Source organism: uncultured Veillonella sp. (assembly GCF_938010505.1).
GTDB lineage: Bacteria > Bacillota > Negativicutes > Veillonellales > Veillonellaceae > Veillonella.
Map to the genome: position 1 here is coordinate 1 of NZ_CALLVP010000016.1, position 19,356 is coordinate 19,356.

General features: G+C 36.5%; 18 protein-coding genes. 1 reads left to right on the forward strand and 17 read right to left on the reverse strand.

The features are described 5' to 3' along the window. The 15 genes from Q0507_RS00705 to Q0507_RS00775 all read right to left on the reverse strand — a co-directional run. Positions 1-1,186, reverse strand: a 1,186-nt coding sequence (locus Q0507_RS00705) for a murein hydrolase activator EnvC (RefSeq protein WP_298710916.1), incomplete at its 3' end; no start/stop codon positions are given. Between the two features lie 5 nt (positions 1,187-1,191). Then, entirely contained in the window at positions 1,192-2,079 is an 888-nt protein-coding gene (ftsX, locus tag Q0507_RS00710; RefSeq protein ID WP_298710919.1) for a permease-like cell division protein FtsX, read from the reverse strand. Beyond that, positions 2,069-2,755 (reverse strand): cell division ATP-binding protein FtsE, encoded by a 687-nt coding sequence (gene ftsE, locus Q0507_RS00715; protein WP_298710921.1) that lies wholly within the window; start codon positions 2,753-2,755, stop codon positions 2,069-2,071. Before ftsE ends, ftsX begins: the two co-directional genes overlap by 11 nt. Positions 2,756-2,769: 14 nt before the next feature. After that, complete coding sequence (locus tag Q0507_RS00720; protein WP_298710924.1) at positions 2,770-3,702, reverse strand: transketolase family protein; 933 nt, start codon at positions 3,700-3,702, stop codon at positions 2,770-2,772. Then, positions 3,702-4,538: a transketolase gene (locus Q0507_RS00725; protein ID WP_298710927.1), complete on the reverse strand. Its 837-nt coding sequence runs from the start codon at positions 4,536-4,538 to the stop codon at positions 3,702-3,704. Before Q0507_RS00725 ends, Q0507_RS00720 begins: the two co-directional genes overlap by 1 nt. 33 nt (positions 4,539-4,571) lie before the next feature. Beyond that, positions 4,572-5,672 (reverse strand): polysaccharide pyruvyl transferase CsaB, encoded by a 1,101-nt coding sequence (csaB, locus tag Q0507_RS00730; protein ID WP_298710930.1) that lies wholly within the window; start codon positions 5,670-5,672, stop codon positions 4,572-4,574. Further along, positions 5,665-7,707, reverse strand: coding sequence for a DUF5693 family protein (locus tag Q0507_RS00735; RefSeq protein ID WP_298710933.1), 2,043 nt, complete (start codon positions 7,705-7,707; stop codon positions 5,665-5,667). The genes csaB and Q0507_RS00735 overlap by 8 nt, the downstream gene beginning before the upstream one ends. Before the next feature lie 12 nt (positions 7,708-7,719). Beyond that, a complete protein-coding gene (locus Q0507_RS00740; RefSeq protein WP_298710936.1) occupies positions 7,720-8,415 on the reverse strand; it encodes an LmeA family phospholipid-binding protein in 696 nt (231 codons plus the stop codon). Between the two features lie 8 nt (positions 8,416-8,423). Beyond that, positions 8,424-9,531 (reverse strand): peptide chain release factor 2 gene (gene prfB, locus Q0507_RS00745; RefSeq protein ID WP_298710939.1). Its coding sequence is split into 2 segments (ribosomal slippage): positions 8,424-9,473 and positions 9,475-9,531, totalling 1,107 coding nucleotides; the frame shifts between segments, so codons are not numbered across the junction. A 119-nt stretch (positions 9,532-9,650) separates the two neighbouring features. After that, positions 9,651-12,086 carry a preprotein translocase subunit SecA gene (secA, locus tag Q0507_RS00750; RefSeq protein WP_298710943.1) on the reverse strand — a complete coding sequence of 812 codons (2,436 nt, stop codon included), beginning with the start codon at positions 12,084-12,086 and terminating at the stop codon, positions 9,651-9,653. Between the two features lie 216 nt (positions 12,087-12,302). Next, positions 12,303-12,830, reverse strand: a complete 528-nt coding sequence (raiA, locus tag Q0507_RS00755; protein WP_298710946.1) for a ribosome hibernation-promoting factor, HPF/YfiA family — start codon at positions 12,828-12,830, stop codon at positions 12,303-12,305. A 243-nt stretch (positions 12,831-13,073) separates the two neighbouring features. Then, positions 13,074-13,271, reverse strand: coding sequence for a cold shock domain-containing protein (locus Q0507_RS00760; RefSeq protein ID WP_004693056.1), 198 nt, complete (start codon positions 13,269-13,271; stop codon positions 13,074-13,076). 519 nt (positions 13,272-13,790) lie between these two features. Then, on the reverse strand, positions 13,791-14,516 hold the full coding sequence (locus Q0507_RS00765; RefSeq protein WP_298710950.1) for an amino acid ABC transporter ATP-binding protein: 726 nt from the start codon (positions 14,514-14,516) through the stop codon (positions 13,791-13,793). Beyond that, positions 14,513-15,169 (reverse strand): amino acid ABC transporter permease, encoded by a 657-nt coding sequence (locus Q0507_RS00770; RefSeq protein ID WP_009351786.1) that lies wholly within the window; start codon positions 15,167-15,169, stop codon positions 14,513-14,515. The genes Q0507_RS00765 and Q0507_RS00770 overlap by 4 nt, the downstream gene beginning before the upstream one ends. A gap of 11 nt (positions 15,170-15,180) precedes the next feature. Beyond that, positions 15,181-15,987: a basic amino acid ABC transporter substrate-binding protein gene (locus Q0507_RS00775; protein WP_298710953.1), complete on the reverse strand. Its 807-nt coding sequence runs from the start codon at positions 15,985-15,987 to the stop codon at positions 15,181-15,183. A 906-nt stretch (positions 15,988-16,893) separates the two neighbouring features. Between Q0507_RS00775 and Q0507_RS00780 the strand changes: the two genes are divergently transcribed. Then, positions 16,894-17,496: an HD-GYP domain-containing protein gene (locus tag Q0507_RS00780; protein ID WP_298710956.1), complete on the forward strand. Its 603-nt coding sequence runs from the start codon at positions 16,894-16,896 to the stop codon at positions 17,494-17,496. A 5-nt stretch (positions 17,497-17,501) separates the two neighbouring features. On the opposite strand, the gene Q0507_RS00785 is transcribed toward Q0507_RS00780, so the two are convergent. Together Q0507_RS00785 and Q0507_RS00790 are read right to left on the reverse strand one after the other, a co-directional pair. Then, positions 17,502-18,197, reverse strand: coding sequence for a ComF family protein (locus tag Q0507_RS00785; RefSeq protein ID WP_298710959.1), 696 nt, complete (start codon positions 18,195-18,197; stop codon positions 17,502-17,504). Continuing rightward, positions 18,197-19,356 (reverse strand): ATP-dependent RecD-like DNA helicase (locus tag Q0507_RS00790; protein ID WP_298710962.1); only part of this gene is annotated, 1,160 nt, incomplete at its 5' end. The genes Q0507_RS00785 and Q0507_RS00790, both read right to left, overlap by 1 nt.

Here is a 19,356-nt window from a genome sequence, read left to right on the forward strand (position 1 = left end):
ATAAATATCCCATAGGATCCACAGGATCCCCACTTATACGAACTTCAAAATGTACGTGTGGCCCAGTACTATTACCAGTACTGCCTGCATAGGCAACAACTTGGCCTTTACCTACATCTTGGCCTTCAGAGACGGCAAGGTCAGAATTATGGGCATAAAGAGTAGACATACCATTACCATGATCGATAACTACTGCATATCCATAACCACCCATCCATCCAGACCAGGCAACGGTGCCTCCGTCTGCAGCATGAACAGGTGTGCCTTCATCAACACCAATATCAATACCAGAATGGTAAATTGTAGTGCCCCAAATTGGGTGTGTACGATAGCCATATGGGGAGGTGATCTCGCCACTTACAGGCCAGCCAAGTTGACCAGTTCCTTGTACCCAAGAATAACCAGATGAAGACTGTTGAGCCGCTGCCTCTGTAGCTGCACGAGCCGCCGCACGCTCTGCTTGGCGAGCTTTTAATAGAGAAGTAATTTGAGCGGAAGAAGCATTAAGTTCTTCTATCGCTTGCATTGCGATAGCACGATCATTTTGCGCTTTTTGAAGAACTACTTCCCGTTCTTTCTTCTTCTGTTCTATTTCAGCTTGTTTTGCTGCAGCTGCTTTTTCAAGCTCAACTAATTTTGCACGAGATTGTTCTAGCGCTTGCTTTCGTGCCGCTATCTCAGCACGCTCTTTTTTTATTTCATCAATTAACTTAATATCAGAATCAATGATTCGCTTTAAAATTTCTAAGCGATTTGCAAAATCTCTAAAATCTTTAGAGCCAATAACTACATCTAAATAACTTAAACGACCGTTGATATAAATATCACGAACACGCTTATAAAATACGGCTTCACGCCCTTCTAAGCGTTTTTGTGCTTCTGCAAGTAATTTTTCATTAATAGTAATATCATTTTCAACAGCTATGCGTTGTTGTTGAATAGATTCTAATTGTTGTTGAGCCTGACGCAATTGTTCTTCGATCTGACGCAACTGTTCAGATACGCTAACAATTACAGTTTCAGCATCTGTTTTTATAGCATTTTGTTGATTGACTTGTTGTTGAATTGAATCAAGTTGATTCGTTAAATCTTCGTCCTCTGCAACGATATATAGTGGTGTTCCCAATACAACTATACCAGTCAAAATAGCTGCTACGAAGCGAGATTTAAATATACTATTACTCATAAACTTTACACCTTCATGTATTGTTTCAAAGAAATAGTACTACCAATAGCACCTACTACTATGCCGCCACCTAAAATATAGAGTGCTACATCATAGAAGAATGGGAACATTGGAACTAATGGGAAGAAAGCTAGCGATTCAGAAACCTCCATAGTGATGAAGTGGTAGAATTCACCAACGCAAAGAACGGCGATGATAGCACCAATTAAGCCTAAGAGCATGCCTTCAATCAAGAATGGCCAACGAATAAAACCATTAGTGGCACCTACATATTTCATGATTGCAATTTCTTTACGACGCGCAAATACGGTCAAACGAATCGTATTGGAAATGATAAATAATGTGGCAGCTGCTAAGAACGCAATCAATACAATACCACCAATACGAATTACTTGCGTAATACGGAAAAGTTCTTCCACAATATCTTGACCATAATGCGTACTTTCTACGCCTTGGAAGGTCGTAGCTAGTTTTGCCGTCGCTTTTACATCACTAGGATTATCAAAGGTTAATACATAAGAGTTAGGCAGAGGATTAACACCACCTAAAGCATTTACCAATTGTTGCTGCTCACCAAGGCGTTCTTTAAACTCCTTCATGGCTTGCTCTTTATTAACGAATTCTAAATGCTTTAAGTTAGGTATAGCTTTAATTTGTTTTCCTACTGCCATAATTTGCTCAGTCGTTAAACCATCCTTTAAGTATATACTTAACTGTACTTGATTTTCTAAACTAGATGCCATGTTATTCAAGTTGATGACACCACAAAGAAATACACCAAGCATAAATAAGGATAAGGCTACTGTAGAAATTGACGCTAATGTCATAAGACCATTGCGTTTCATAGACTTGAGAGCTTCTTTAAAATAGTATTTTATCGTTCTAGGCTTCATTAATCTCTGCACCTCTCATATTATCACTTTGAACGCGACCATCTTTTAGACGAATAACGCGTTTATTCAAGTACGAAACAAGGTCCATATTATGGGTAACCATAATAACGGTAGTGCCAAAATTATTGATATGTTTGAACAACTCTACAATATCCTTACTAGTATCAGGATCGAGGTTACCGGTAGGCTCATCAGCAATTAAAACTGTTGGGCGATTAACAATAGCACGAGCAATAGCAACACGTTGTTGTTCCCCACCAGAAAGATCCTCTGGTAAATCATTAGCTTTGTCAGATAAACCAACAAGTTCTAATACATGACTAACTTTTTCTTTAATAATTTTTGGTTTTTCTTCAATAACTTCAAGAGCAAAAGCGATATTTTCTGCTACCGTTTTATTTGGTAATAAACGGAAGTCTTGGAATACAACGCCAAGCTTTCTTCTCAATTTAGGAATTTTACTGCGCTTCATACGCGTAACATCAAAGTCATCAACGATGACAGTACCAGCATCTGGCACTACTTCATGTGTTAATAACTTAAATAAAGTTGATTTCCCTGCACCACTGTGACCACAAACGAGGACAAATTCACCATCGTTAATAGTTAAACACACATCGTCTAATGCAACAGAACCATTATCATAGACTTTACTAACATTCTTAAATTCAATCATGGGATCCCCTTTGATTATTTACGAGCGATTACACGTTTTACTGCTTCTACAATGTCATTTGCAGTTAAGCCATATTTTTTCATCAATTCTTTTGGTGTTCCACTCTCCCCAAATGTATCTTGAACCCCAACGAATTCCATAGGTACCGGCTTATTAGCTACTACTACTTCAGATACCGCAGAACCAAGACCTCCAATGATATTATGTTCTTCGGCTGTAACAATAGCACCAGTTTCGGTAGCCACTTTTACAATTGCTTCAGCATCAATAGGTTTAATAGATGCCATGTTGATAACGCGAGCAGATACATTGGCTTCAGATAAAGTGTTAGCCGCCTCTACAGCAGGTCCAACCAATGCGCCACAAGCGATAATTGTAACATCAGAACCATCTACCAAGGTAGTAGATTTGCCAGGCGCAAAAGAATAGCCTTCCTTAGTTACATCATCTACACCAGCACGACCCAAACGAACGTATACTGGACCGTTATAAGATGCAGCCCATTCGATAACAGCCTCTGTTTCGCGCTCATCAGCAGGTACAACTACGGTCATATTTGGCAATGTACGCATGCAAGAAATATCCTCTAAACTTTGATGCGTTGCACCATCCTCACCAACAGTAATGCCCGCATGTGTAGCACAAACTTTTACGTTTAATTTTGGATAACATACAGCATTGCGAATTTGTTCAAACGCACGACCTGTTGCGAACATGGAGAAAGAAGATACAAATGGAATCTTACCTGCCGCTGCAAGTCCCGCACCAACAGAAATCAAGTTTTGCTCTGCAATACCTACGTTAAAGAAACGCTCTGGGCACGCACCTTTAAATGTATCTGTTTTAGTAGATTTGGATAAATCCGCATCTAGTACGATAATATTAGTATTCTCTTTACCAATGCGAGCTAACGCATTACCATATGCTTCACGTGTTGCTTTACCCATTATTGTACCCCCATAATTTCATTAACAAAGGCTACACCTTGCTCTTCACTTGGTGCTTTACCATGCCAGCCTGCTTGACCTTCCATTTCTTCAACACCTTTACCCTTTACAGTATGCATTACAATACATGTTGGGCCTTCTGTGAAAGCCTTTGCAGCTTCAATAGCATTATGAAGTTCATCAAGATCATGACCATTAACTTCGATAACATTCCAATTAAAAGCTTTAAACTTTTCTGGAATTGGCAATGGAGAAAGAACTTTAGTAATATCACCATCGATTTGAAGACCGTTAAAATCAACAAAAGCTGTCAAATTATTCAATTTGTAATGGCCTGCAAACATTGCAGCTTCCCACACTTGACCTTCTTCAAGTTCGCCATCTCCAAGAATGGAATATACACGATATTCAGCATTATCGATTTTACCAGCCAATGCCATGCCACAAGCCGCAGAGATTCCTTGACCTAAAGAACCTGTAGACATATCTACACCTGGTGTATGTTTCATATCAGGATGACCTTGTAACATATGGTCAATTTTACGTAAGTTCAAAAGTTCTTCTTTAGGGAAATAACCCTTTTCAGCCAATGTAGCATATAGTGCAGGCGCTGCATGACCTTTAGAAAGGACGAAACGATCTCTATTAGGAGCTTTTGGATTTGCTGGATCTACATTCATTTCTACATAGTACAACAAGGCCATCACATCGGCGATAGATAATGAACCACCTGGGTGACCGGATTTCGCTGCCGTTACAGACTGTACAATACCAACGCGAATAGCTTTTGCCTTCTCTTGAACTAATTGTTTAACATCTTGTGTTAATGTAGCCATAGAGACCTCACTTTCTGGATAGGATCCAATATATTAATAATCGTTAAGTAATGAAATAGCAATTTCTGCATTGCGTTGAGAATCCACACGCAATGCTTCAATACGGTCATAAGATGCTTGATACTCCTCACGAGAATTCAATAATTTATGACACCATTGGTACAAGGCTTCTTCACGCAAATGAGTCATTGTGCCAATCGGCTCTTGACCAATCATATGTAAAAAGCTTGTAATTTTAGGATCATAAGAAATACCAATAACTGGTTTTCCCATTAAGGAACTAAAAACTAAGGCATGAAGACGTATACCAATCATGAGGTCCACATTACCAGATAAGGATACTTGTTGTTCCGTAGAGAACGGGCCTTCTAGGACAATAGCACCATTTGGCATATAACCAGCAATAATCTTAGCCTCTTTTGTATCCTCTGGATGTGACATAGGAATAAAGATAATTTCCACATTATCTTGTTCTTGTAATCGGCTCAATACATTAGCTAAGGCTTCTCTATATTCCGTATCCTCTTTCCAACTGCGAACAGCCACACCAACCCGTTTACGTTGTTCATTAGTAGCAGGCAATTTAGATGTATAGCCTTCAAGAATATGCGCGCCAATTGAAAGCTCTGTCGGTTGCATTGCTAATACAGCATCTGCAGTAACCTCAACATCTTCAATACCTAAAGACTCTAATTCATCTTTAGAAATAGAGTCACGAACTGTGATAGTATCCACAAAACGTAATACAAAACCAACAGCACGACGTGTAGATGAACGATTTAAAGGACCAATGCCTTGGGAATAAAGCATTACTTTTTTTCCCAGTAACTTAGCTAAGGCCATAATACTTAAATAGTAATAAGTATTGCGAATACTGGTAGCATCTTGTAATAAACTACCACCACCACTGATAACAAGATCTGAATTAGCAATGGCTTTTAAAATACCTAGTGCAGAGAATGTCCCTACAGCATTGATATTATGCTTTTTGCTAGTTTCTTTAGGATTACCAGAAATTACAGTAATATGTGCATCTGCCTCTTCTTTGCGAATAGCATCGATAATGGCACAGAGCATAGCCTCATCACCAGCATTACCAAAGCCATAGTAACCAGAGATAACAATATTACTCATGGTCAACCTCCCTAGCTTGGAACCATTGTGTTACGTACATCATAAAACGTACTGCGATAATAAGAAGCAATCCCAAGAGAGCACCAATCAACAAACCATCATAACCACGCATGATAGACATGAACACTGGTGTTCTAAGATGACAGAATGTTTCTACCATAGAAGCAATCCCAATAACCCCAGCTAGAGTTAATACGAAATGAATTATTGTAGGCCATTTACGCAAGAAGGCGAAGGTAGCAAGTATTAAAGCAGGATGACCAATGATAAACTCTTTTTCACGAGGTCTTGCATACATCGTATTTTCAAGGAAACGTCGAAGCATAAGTTCAAAGGTTGGTACTGGAACACCTGCGGTGTGACCACTGCGTCCAACAAATACCCATGCAACACCACCAAGTGCCGCCAACACAAAGAATACGTAAAACTTAACATCCATAGTTAAGAATTCTACTACAAATTTTTTCGCTTCTTCCTTTGAGTTAATCATGCGACCCTTCCACAATGGGAAGCGTTGTAAGTACGCAATAATAACTAAAATAATTGGAAGAACAAAGGTTAATTTAACACCTCTAAAGATAGCGAATTCCATAAAGAATTTCGTATTGCCCAATAATGATGCGATATACATAGCACCAATAGCAGCAAATAATGCAGCAATTACAAGATATAACAAGGCAAGCACGGTAGACTTAATAGCCCCTAGAGGACGGGCCCCATCATAACGGCGCCACTCTTCCATCAAGCGAATCATAGCGCCTACGGGAGCCATAACTGCACTAGATAAAGCCCAGATTTGAGTAATTAACGTACCACTTGTAAGAATAAATACAACAATAGATGCCAAACAAATACCAAAGAAAGCCACAAGTTGAGTATGCTTAGACATTGGTAAAATCATTTGTAGAACATATACAAAAAGTGCGATAGCACCAACCATCGAAATAACTACTAACAATGGATTTGGTGTATAGGCAGGATAGATATCTGCAGGACCGAACTCATAGCCTTTTAGAGCTAATTTCTCTGTAGCCATACCAATATAGTTTATTGTAGTTTGTAATACAGTTTCGTTATTTATACCTATTTCATACATTGGGAACAAGTTAAAACGAATGTTACGTTCAATATCACTAATGTAGAAGCGTTGAGCCGCCTCTTCCGGAGTAATTTTCTTCAATTCCTCTTTTGCGATAGTATATACACGACCTACACTATAATTGTTTTTAGCCGCCATTTCCAAGAATCCTTGTTGAGGCTCATACTGCAATTGATTAACAGCTTCGATCCCAACTAGTGGAATATGATTTTTATTTAATAATTCTAATGTTTCATCAGTTAAATGAGGGGCCCCAAGAGCCTCTTTACCAGCAAAAATCATCCCGGTTACATGCGGAATACCTTCAAGGCGTTTAAATAGATATTGAATATCTTCAGATGTTACATTTCTATAATTTGTTGGCCGAACGATAACATTAAATCCACGCTCTGCAACCTCTTGTGCTTGCAACTTAGAAATACCAAGATTCATCTTTGCATAACTCTCTGCTGTTGCGCCATACAATTCAAGCACTGGACCAATACTCGTATTAAGTTCTTTCACCTTATCCTTGCCAATACGGTGATATAAATCTTCGCGGATTTCTTTATAATAGCCTTCCTTACCAGAAATTAATGCTACATACGTTGCACCATGTTTAATAGAAGCGCCATTAACACGAACAGATTCCATTTCTTCGGACGTTAACACCTTAACTTGACCCGCATCTTTGGCTTTCTCTAACGTGCGATCATAAATAGCAAAGGCAGTTACACCGGCATTACGCAACGCATCAAAAGCCTCTTGTTGACTACGTTTTTCAAAGGCGCTTGCTCGTAAAACCGCATCGTAATCTACGATATTTTCAATATGATTTTGTGATTTTTCGATTTGATGGCGTTCAAATACTAGGTATAAGGAAGATAAAAGACCTACAATAATACAGAGTATAAGAATCCATGAGTACTTACTTTTTTGTGTGTTCCGATGATTCACGACAAATCCTTTCTAGTTGAGTATAGGTTTAACTTTAATGCGAATCTCACCATTATCAACAGTTAAACTTTCTGCTTTTACAGGAATCGGGAAATTGTTGAAGTCATAAATTTGAGTACTTTCTAACACATTAGATGTCATACCAGGAATTGTAGCTCCATTAATGGTAAACTTTTTAGGTGAAAACAGTAATGTATTACCGTTTAATTCTAAATTCCCATCTAATTTAACATCCCCTTTAAATACCATACCCACATTCATTTTGCCGATTAAGCTAATATTATCTTTACTAATATCAACTTGTACATCTTGAATATCACTACCTGCTTCATTGCTCAAGAAACTAGCCAAATCAGCTTTATTAATAGTTCCATCAATACTTGCGTTACCAACGCTAACTACATCGATTTGTTGACTTGCTAATAAAGAAATTGGATTAACAAGAATATCTTTAGCATCATAACGGAAATTAGCAAAATTCAATTTACCAAGCTTAATATTCTCCAAGGTACCATAAACTCGGTCTACCTCACCATATAACAATTTAAAAGCTGGTTGTGCATCAACATTTACTGTTTGAGCCGATGGTTTCAATGCGTCATTTAATTGACTTTCAATACGTGAGCCAATAAATGATGGTAATAAAAACTGGGTTGCTACTGCAAGAGCAATAATCAACACTAAGAGGAATAGTAAAAACTTTTTCATAATATCTCCTAAACTGTTAAGTTAGCCTCTTTTTTCAAAAATCCTTCGATAAATGGATCTAAATTACCATCCATGACAGCTTGAACATTGCCTGTTTCTACACTAGTACGATGATCTTTAACAAGATTATAAGGATGGAATACATAGGAACGAATTTGACTCCCCCACTCAATTGCTTGATAGGTACCACCAATTTGTTCTTTAATTTCAGCTTGTTTTTCAAGCTCTAATTCAAATAATTTAGCCCGTAATAATCGCAACGCTTGCTCTCTATTTTGCATTTGAGAACGTTGTGTTTGACACTGTACTACAATTCCTGTTGGCTTATGTGTCATACGAACAGCAGAATCAGTTTTATTAATATGCTGACCACCAGCACCACTAGCACGATATGTATCAACTTGTACGTCCTTCATATCGATATTAATTTCTACAGTATCATCGATTTCAGGCATTACATCGACAGCAGCAAAAGATGTGTGCCGTCGAGCTGCAGCATCAAATGGTGAAATACGAACAAGACGATGTACACCTTTTTCAGACTTCAAGTAACCAAAGGCATTTTCCCCTTTAACAAGAAAGGTAGACGATTTAATCCCGGCTTCATCACCAGGTTGTTCATCCATTAATTCAATAGAAAAGCCAGATTTTTCTGCCCAACGTAAATACATTCGAATTAACATAGAACACCAATCTTGTGCCTCCGTACCACCTGCACCGGCATGAAATGTTAGAATAGCGTTGTTTGCATCGTACTCACCACTTAATAATAAAAGTACTTCTTGCTTTTCCACAGTTTCTTCTATTTGACGAACATAATCTTTAATTTCACTCTCCATAGAGCGATCATCTTCATCAATAGCCATTTCAAGCATCACATTAGCATCTTCAATATCACTAACAAGTTGCTTATAGCCTTCTACGGCATTTTTTAATTGTGTGGCCTCTTGAGAAATCTCGCGAGCTTTATCTGGATTATCCCAAAATGTAGGGTCACTCATCTGTACATCGAGTGTAAAGATTCGATCTTCCTTCTGAGCAATGTTAAAGTGAATCCCTCATTCCATAAATACGTTCTTCTAGATTAGAAATAATTGGTTTTAAATCTTCTAACAATTTATGTTCACCGCCTTTAGCTTATTACCCTATTACAACGTTAAATTATCACCTTAATAAAATAGAAAATGGCCGTTGCCCAGTGGAAATCCCATTGAGCAACGTGCCATTCATAAATCTTAATCTATGTTTTGTGGCTCCAACACATCTTCATGATGGGATTGTGCACCTTCTAAGTGATCAACTGGTTCTTCGATTTCTTGAATCAATTGTGCACGAATTTTGTATAATGCCATGATTGTTTCGTCTTGAATAGCTGCAATCATAGTTTGGAACATATCAAAGGCTTCAAATTTATATTCCACCAATGGATTTTTTTGACCATATGCACGAAGGCCAATACCTTCACGCAACATATCCATATTATCCAAATGTTCCATCCATTTATTATCAACAACGCGCAACATAATTGCCTTTTCAAGTTGACTAAACATAGCCTCACCAAGCATATCGACGCGATCTTGATACTCTTCATGAGCAATTTCCAATAAGCGTTCCAGTAAGTCTTGACGAGTATATTCTTCCATATCTTGAGAAGACATGATTTCTTCAGTTAAGAAATATTGACTTAAATGCTTGTAGAGACCTTCATAATCCCATTCTTCTGGATAGAGCTTTTCATCAGCATAAGCATCTACAGATTCAGTAACAAGCTTATCAATCATTTCATTAATTGTTTCACGCAAAGATTCGTTACGTAAAATACGACGACGTTGTTCGTATAATACTTCACGTTGTTGATTCATAACGTCATCATACTCGAGTACATATTTACGAATATTGTAGTTATGATCCTCTACTTTCTTTTGAGCACGTTCAATAGATTTAGTAATCAAAGAATGCTCAATAGGCTCATCTTCTTCCATACCAAGTTTATCCATGATACCTGTAATATTATCGGCACCAAAGATACGCATTAAATCATCTTCCAAGGACAAGAAGAATTGAGAAGAACCAGGGTCACCTTGACGACCAGAACGACCGCGTAACTGATTATCAATACGACGGCTTTCATGGCGCTCAGTACCCAAAATTGCTAAACCACCTAGTTCAGGCACACCTTCCCCAAGAGTAATATCAGTACCACGACCAGCCATATTAGTGGCAATTGTTACCATACCCATTTGACCCGCATCTGCTACGATTTCCGCTTCTTGTTCATGGTGTTTAGCGTTCAATACTTTATGCGGTACACCTGCACGCAACAACATATCTGAAAGTTCTTCAGATTGCGTAATAGATGTAGTACCAATCAAAATTGGTTGACCCAATTTATGACGTTCCACTGCATTACGTACTACGGCACGATATTTAGCAGCTTTAGTTTTAAAGATTTGATCTGGTAAATCCGTACGAATCAAAGGTTTATTTGGAGGAATTGGTATTACTTCTAAACCATAGATGTCTATAAATTCCTTTTCCTCTGTTTTAGCAGTACCAGTCATACCTGCTAATTTTTCATACATACGGAAGTAGTTTTGGAATGTTACAGATGCCAATGTTTGGCTTTCACGTTCAACTTTTAAGCCTTCTTTAGCCTCGATAGCTTGATGCAAGCCATCAGAATAACGACGTCCAAACATCAATCGACCTGTAAACTCATCGACGATAACAACTTCGCCGTCTTTAACTACGTAATCAGTATCGCGATGCATCATAGCATAGGCACGCAAAGAAGCACCAAGCAAATGATTCAACTCGATATTTTCAGCATCATATAAGTTTTCAACGCCAAGCATTTTTTCAACTTTTTCGATACCAGCATCGGTAGGAGCAATAGTTTTTTGTTTCTCATCGATAACATAGTCTTCATCTTTTACAAGGTGAGGAACAATTTTAGCCAATTTATAGTAATTATCCGTGGAACGTTGACCAGGACCAGAAATAATCAATGGAGTTCTCGCTTCATCAATAAGAATGGAGTCTACTTCATCGACAATAGCATAATTCAATGGACGTTGTACCATTTGCAGTACATCGGATACCATATTGTCACGCAAATAATCAAAGCCAAACTCATTATTTGTACCATACGTAATATCACATGCGTATGCTTCTTTACGTTGATTAAAATCAAGATTAGCCACAATAAGGCCAGTGGAAAGACCCAAGAAATTATATAAACGACCCATTTGCTCGCTGTCACGAGTAGCCAAATAATCATTTACGGTTACAACGTGTACACCTTTTCCTGTCAACGCATTTAGATATACAGGCAATGTAGCTACTAATGTTTTACCTTCACCAGTACGCATCTCAGCGATATTGCCATTATGCAGACAAATACCGCCCATTAATTGTACGTCAAAATGACGCATGCCTAATACGCGTTTAGATGCTTCACGAACTACAGCAAATGCTTCTGGCAATAGGTCGTCTAATGTTTCCCCTTTTTGCAAACGACGTTTAAACTCATCAGTTTTTGCCACTAAATTAGCATCACTTAATTTAATATAATTAGGTTCAATTTCATTAATATGATCAGCAATAGCACGCATTTTTTTTATTTCTTTTGCGTTATTATTGCCTAATAGCCTTTGTAAAAAGCTTAACAAACAAATCACTCCTCTACAGGAAATCTTACATTATTTTATCTAATTTATTATAACGAAAATGCCTTGAATAGTCAAAGAATTCAAGGCATTTCACGATTATTTATAGTATTTTTTACAAAAAAAGTGGATGACTCAAAATGGTCATCCACTTTAGTATAATAATCGGCTGATTAAAAGTAGAAAGGAGTTAGGATTAAATTCAGCCGATATTATAGGTTATTGAAGTTCTGGCTCTATCAAACCATAGAAACCATCGTGTCTACGATATACAACGTTCATCGCTTCAGTTTCAGCGTTAAAGAACATAAAGAAGTCATGACCAATTAGGTTCATTTGTAAAATCGCTTCCTCTACATCCATAGGGCGTACTGCAAAACGTTTGCGTTTTACTACTTCGATAGTTTCTTCTTCCACAGGAGTTGCCAACACTTCTGGATGGAAAGCTTCTTGTTTTTTGAAGCGTTTAGCTAAACGAGTTTTATGTTTATGAATTTGACGAACAATTTTATCTACAACTAAGTCAATAGCTGCATACATGTCATCATTATTTTCTACACCGCGAAGAACGATTTTATCAACGAAGCATGTAAGTTCAATTGTTGATTTATCTTTTATAACGGATAAAACCGCTTGTGCATCTAACTCATCATCGAAGTAACGAGTCAATTTGCTCAATCTTTTTTCGATATATGCTCTTAAAGCATCTGTCACTTCAATGTTTTTTCCTCTGATTGCTACTTTCATAAGTCAACACCCTTTCTAAAAATAATCACACGAGATACGAGTGTGTGGTACTATGTAACCTTATCTCTCGTGTTATATTTAGTATTTCTACATACACCTATAAAACTCCTCCTTTTTTATAAAAATATTTTATATTTTTTGTAGAAATATGAATAAATTTTACAAGCAATAATAAAAAACTCCGATATCATGCTGTATCGGAGTTTTATTATATGTTGTTTTTATGTATTTTTTGGTATGTGATTACGCTTTAACTACATTAGCAGCTTGAGGTCCACGGTTTCCATCAACGATCTCAAATTCAACATTTTGACCTTCCGTCAAAGATTTGAAACCTTCGTCTTGGATCGCAGAGTAATGTACGAATACATCGCTACCGTCTTCACGTTCAATAAAACCATAACCCTTTTCTGCGCTGAACCATTTTACTTTACCTAACATGGTAACATCCTCCTAAAAATATATATTTTGTCTTAACTGTCTTGCTCTATATTTGTATCATATCACAGCATGTATAAAATATCAAACAACAATATTAACAATTTTAATGAATATACAAACATCACATACAAGGTCTTCAGCCAGCTCAAGTCTTAATAAACCCTATATTTATCTGTGCTATAAATAATTTTTTACAATCCATAAAATTATTAGATAGTCTTATAATCATAAAAATATGTGAATTAAAAATTATCACTTCGCAACTACGCTGTATAAATTATTGTTATATCACAAATATTTATAGCACTAATCATGTTTCTTAGATTAATTAATACATAATACCCTTATACAAAGTCATTAAAATTAATTTATTTAACTTAAAGGCTATCAAATATATTAATAAATATAAAGCTATACTTATATCATTAAAATTAATATGCACAAAATAGGTTATTTTAAATAATAAAAAAACAGGAAGCAATCACTATTTCTAGAATTTGCTTCCTATAATTATATTATTTAATCTAACAAAATTTTATCTAAGAATGATTTTGTTCTTTCATTGGTAGGCGCATCAAATACGCGTTCAGGTGTATCATCTTCTAAAATCAAACCACCATCAACAAATAATACTCTATCAGCTACCTTTTTCGCAAAGCCCATTTCATGAGTAACAATGACCATCGTCATTCCGTCCTCTGCTAAAGACTTCATTACGTCAAGTACTTCACTGACCATTTCAGGATCAAGCGCAGACGTAGGCTCATCAAAAAGCATTACTTTGGGCTTCATAGCCAAAGCACGAGCAATGGCAACACGCTGCTTTTGACCACCTGATAAAGAATCAGGGTATGCATTGGCTTTATCAACCAAACCTACTCGATCAAGTAAAGCTTGACCAATCTTCTGGGCCTCTTCCATAGATGTTTTACGAACCTTAGTTTGTGCTAACGTAAGATTTTCCATAACCGTCATATGTGGGAACAAATTAAAGTTTTGGAATACCATTCCCACTTCAGCACGAACATCATTCAATTTTTTCTTATCAGAAAGATCCATTCCATCTACGATAACCTTACCAGATGTAGGTTCTTCTAAGTAATTCATGGTCCGTAGTACTGTACTTTTACCAGAACCAGATGGACCAATGATTACGACAACTTGACCTTGTTCAATATGTAAATTGATACCTTTTAGCACTTCATTTTTACCAAAGGATTTATGTACATTTTCTAATTTAATCATTTAATGCTATATTTCCTTTCAAGATATCCAACTAATTGTGAGATAGTCACTGTCATAATAAGGTAAATAACAGCAACCGTACCCCAGATTTCAAAGGATGCGTAGGTTTTAGCAATGATTAACTGACCACGACGTGTCAATTCCTCGAAACCGATAACAGAAACTAAAGAGGAGTCTTTCAACATAGCAATAAATTCGTTCCCCAAAGGAGGAATAATTGCTTTGAAAGCTTGAGGCATAATGATGTAACGCATGGTTTGACCCCAAGTTAAACCAAGAGAACGACCGGCCTCCATTTGACCTTTATCAATAGATTGAATACCAGCACGGAAAATTTCAGATACATAAGCACCAGAGTTAATACTACATGCGGTAACAGCAGCAATAAACGGATCAATTCGTTGACCTGTAATCATAGGCAAAGCAAAATAGATCAAGAAAATTTGTACCAATAGTGGCGTACCACGAATGATATCTACATAACATTTTGCTAACAATCTAACTAAACTAAATTTAGATAAATTTGCTAAAGATACTAAAAGACCGATAAAGAAACCACAACCTACAGACATAGCCGTAATTTCTACAGTCACCAGAGCACCTTGTAGTAAAAGCGGTAAGTTATCCGCAATTAACCCCCAATTAAAACTCATGATCTCTCCTATTATTTAAATTCTAAAACCACTGGCATATCAGTAGGTGCATCTACATTAAACCATTTTTTATATAATGTATTAAATTCACCATCTGCCTTCATATCAGCAATTGCCTTATTAATTTGTTCTTGCAATTCTTTATTCTCTTTATTAATTGCTAAGCCCAAATATTCTTTAGTATTTGGATATGCCATAAATTTGATTTGTTGGTCAGGATGCTTAGTACTGTAATATTGAGCTACAGGTAAATCGATTACAGTTGCATCAACACCACCATTCTGTAATTCTAACAAAGCTTCATTGCTATGGTCAAATTCTTTTACAGTAGTACCTTCAATTTTATGAGCTAAATCTGCACCAGTAGTACCTAACTGGGCTGCAATTTTTTTACCTTTTAAATCATCAAGAGAGTTCACAGTCGTTCCATCTTTATATACTACTGCTAAAGCATTTTCATAATAAGGAGAAGAGAACAATACTTTTTCGCTTCTCGCTTTTGTGATAGTCATACCTGATGCAGCAACATCGATATCACGCGTATTTAAAGCCGGAATTAAAGCGTCAAAAGCTACATTTTTAAGCTCTACATCTTTATTAATACGTTTACCAATTGCACGAATCAATTCAATATCAAAACCTGTATAATCTTGAGTTTTTTCATCTTTAAATTCAAATGGAACAAATGTAGCATTAGTACCAACTACAAGTTTATTAGACACAGTTTGATTAGAGGAACCACAACCACCAACTAAAGAAGCCGCCATCACTAGCACACAACCACCAACAATTAATTTTTTTAATTTGCTATTTAACATATTATCAACCTCATTATTCTAACTTACTACTACTTTATAATAGTATATAGACTCAGTATAATTATGTCAATAAATTTGTATATAAATTTCAATATATTCGCAAAATTACTATATTTATATTCTAGTTTTATACACAGTATGTATAAATATTATACCTATGTATAAAAACTTTCCCATGATTAGTGGTTTTCTATAGATTTTATAATATACAAATGTATAAAAAGAAAAAGCACATGAGAAAATCCTCATGTGCCCTTATACGGCTGACCTGGTCTTTGCCCCCACACTCGCCTGCTGGAGGGTTCGCTCATAAGTCTGAGACTCCCCACTACTACCTCTCTCGGTTATACCGGCAGGACTTACACCTAAGCCGCACCATGCTCACAGTCCCTTGGACTGCTTATGTGGATCGTTTTGCCTGCGACTGGCCTCGACTTTCAACCACAGACCCGTATAGACGTATTATAAAGAATTACAGTATTCATGTCTAGTTTTACTATTATACTAGGAAAATTTATGTATATATTTCAACATCTCAAAAAAATTATTTATCAAACATAATATCGTTTAATTCTTAGAACAATGAGAATAAATTTTGCAACCCCTATTTGTTGATGTATAGAAAATTGGAATAGAAAACCTAAAATATTCTTCATATTATTTTAATATTTCTAAAATTACTTTTTTTAAGTACCATATCTAGTGGGTTCTTAAAATGTCAATTATTTTTTGTATGCCAAATTTGAATACAACATATATGTAAGAACATACGTATCATACACAAAAAATTATTTATGGTGTATAATTTGTATACTGTTAGATTAGAACGGCCTAAAGTTGTACGAGATGAACATAAGTACGAGGGGTTGTACCATATGTTCTGCTTGTTAGTTAGAGGGGTTTATTATGTTTATGTTATCATTGATGCAACCATCAGGGTTGTATGAACTGGAGAAGGACAGTTTAGAAGCCATAAGCGCTCAACTTTTACAGATGATAAAAATGAAAAGCTATCATCTCTATACTCATTCTATCCAAGTTTCAAACTATGCAGTTAGTATTGCAGCTAAAATGGGCTTACCATTAAATGAAATCGATCAAATTCGTCACGCAGCTTTACTTCATGACCTAGGGCTATTAATGGTACCTAATGCACTAATTCAAAAATCTCCATACCTTAATAAACAAGAGATGTCAAAATATAAGCAACATGCTGCAAGTGGTGCAAATATGATTGAAAACTATCCTTGTTGCCAACAAATCTTGCCTTATATTCGTTACCATCATGAAAAATGGGATGGCTCCGGTTACCCTAAACATCTACGTGGTGCTAATATTCCATTGGGAGCTCGAATCATTGCTGTAGCAGATTACTATGATACAACAGTTAATCCTTCTACTGAATTTTGGGCGAAAACAAAAGCTAAAGCAAAAGAAGAACTTTTTAGTGCATCCGGTTCCCTCTTTGATCCAGATGTTGTCAAAGCATTTATTGATGTGCTTGGCTAATATGATTAAAAACTACCACTAGCCAAAGTAAGTGCGTCAACGCGAAGTGCCCTATGCTTTTGTAAAACTTTTGCTACGGCTTCAATTGTGGCACCTGTAGTATATATATCATCGACGATTAAAATATTCTTATTTGTTAAATCAATATCCTTATAATCAGCACATATAACAAAGGCATCATCAATATTTTGATGTCTTTCTTTATTTGTTAATCCCCACATATCTCGAGAAGTATCAAACTTGTATATACAATCTAACCATTTAAAGTTTTTTCTATCTATCTCCCATAAAGAATGAGCCCATTCAAGAAAGAATAAATCTACTTGATTATATCCTCTCTTAGCTTTTTTCTTTTCGCTAGATGGTACGGGAACAATATAATCATACATAATTTTACAATTACTGTTCACAATGTTAGACTCATTATATTTCATGTAAAAGTTGTACGATACTAAAAAAGGAGCCGCCCCTTTGGACTGCTCCTTTTTTTCATTAAATTTTACATCGTAAATCATAGACTTTAGACCACCACGATATTCGGCCAACACACATACATCATCTACATAGTGTAAAAATTTATGTGGTATATGACGAATATGTAATAAATCTGTAAAACAAGCTTTACACCAATCCCCTTGTGTTGCCACAGGTGCACCACAGTGAGGGCATACAGGTGGAAATAGGAAATCCCAAAGACTCATTAAGAATCACATCTCCCTTGTAGTCGTTCTTTAAACAATGTATAACGTTCATCGGCATTAACAGTGCGCACAGCACGTTCAACTGCGCTCGTAGTACCGACGATGATCACTTTACGTTTTGCCCGCGTAACAGCAGTATACAACAAATTACGTTGTAACATGCCACCATAACGTGGAACAAATGGAATAATAACTACGCCATATTCGCTACCTTGGCTCTTATGGACCGTTATAGCATAAGCAGGCATAATCATATGAGCTTCATCGATTGGTAGACGAACCTCTTTATGAATAAATCGAATACAAATATCAGTCCGTGTAATAGCGTAAATAACACCAATTTCACCATTAAAAACTTCTAACTCATAATCATTGAGAATTTGAATAACCTTATCCCCAACGCGATAAGTAATGCCATTGACACGAGCTTCTCCCTTGTAGCTATCTGGAGGGTTTACGGCTTGTTGTACATATTGTGATATCAATGTACTACCTGCTTCACCACGGCGCATAGGAGAAATAATTTGAATATCTAATTCATCTTCTAAAGTTTCTTGTTCACGTTTATATACATCAATGATGGCTTTCATCATCATGTCATAAGATTTAACGGGAATAAAAGAAAACTCTTCACTCACACCTTCAAGGTTAGGCATTTCTCCACGATTAATAGCGTAAGCACTTTCAACAATAGTATTACCAGAGCTTTGACGATAAATCTGGTTAAGTCGTGTATATGGCACACAATCACTATCTAATAAATCTTTTAATACAAATCCAGCACCTATAGGTGGTAACTGATCTACGTCGCCCACAATAATAACATGAGCTTCCTTAGGAATCGCCGCCATTAATGAATAGAATAAACGCACATTAAGCATAGATGCTTCATCGATGATAATAACATCTATATCAAGTGGATCATCTTCATTCTTTGTAAAGTCATAGGAGTCACTACCTTGAACAGGCACCAATAGACGATGAATTGTAGTAGCTTCAAACTCAGTGGCCTCGGTCAAACGTTTTGCAGCACGTCCCGTAGGAGCACAAAGTATAATACGCCCTAATCCACCCAGTTGAAAACCTTTTACTAGCGCCTTAATAATAGTTGTTTTACCTGTACCAGGACCACCCGTTATAAGAGAAAACTTTTCAAAAA

Excerpts from the sequence above, each read along its gene's own strand:
- Q0507_RS00765 (WP_298710950.1), bottom strand. The coding sequence starts at position 14,516 with ATGATTAAATTAGAAAATGTACATAAATCCTTTGGTAAAAATGAAGTG.
- Q0507_RS00770 (WP_009351786.1), bottom strand. The coding sequence starts at position 15,169 with ATGAGTTTTAATTGGGGGTTAATTGCGGATAACTTACCGCTTTTACTA.
- Q0507_RS00780 (WP_298710956.1), top strand. The coding sequence starts at position 16,894 with ATGTTTATGTTATCATTGATGCAACCATCAGGGTTGTATGAACTGGAG.
- ftsE (WP_298710921.1), bottom strand. The coding sequence starts at position 2,755 with ATGATTGAATTTAAGAATGTTAGTAAAGTCTATGATAATGGTTCTGTT.
- Q0507_RS00725 (WP_298710927.1), bottom strand. The coding sequence starts at position 4,538 with ATGGCTACATTAACACAAGATGTTAAACAATTAGTTCAAGAGAAGGCA.
- Q0507_RS00720 (WP_298710924.1), bottom strand. The coding sequence starts at position 3,702 with ATGGGTAAAGCAACACGTGAAGCATATGGTAATGCGTTAGCTCGCATT.
- Q0507_RS00740 (WP_298710936.1), bottom strand. The coding sequence starts at position 8,415 with ATGAAAAAGTTTTTACTATTCCTCTTAGTGTTGATTATTGCTCTTGCA.
- csaB (WP_298710930.1), bottom strand. The coding sequence starts at position 5,672 with ATGAGTAATATTGTTATCTCTGGTTACTATGGCTTTGGTAATGCTGGT.
- Q0507_RS00775 (WP_298710953.1), bottom strand. The coding sequence starts at position 15,987 with ATGTTAAATAGCAAATTAAAAAAATTAATTGTTGGTGGTTGTGTGCTA.
- Q0507_RS00760 (WP_004693056.1), bottom strand. The coding sequence starts at position 13,271 with ATGTTAGGTAAAGTAAAATGGTTCAGCGCAGAAAAGGGTTATGGTTTT.
- Q0507_RS00785 (WP_298710959.1), bottom strand. The coding sequence starts at position 18,197 with ATGAGTCTTTGGGATTTCCTATTTCCACCTGTATGCCCTCACTGTGGT.
- raiA (WP_298710946.1), bottom strand. The coding sequence starts at position 12,830 with ATGAAAGTAGCAATCAGAGGAAAAAACATTGAAGTGACAGATGCTTTA.
- ftsX (WP_298710919.1), bottom strand. The coding sequence starts at position 2,079 with ATGAAGCCTAGAACGATAAAATACTATTTTAAAGAAGCTCTCAAGTCT.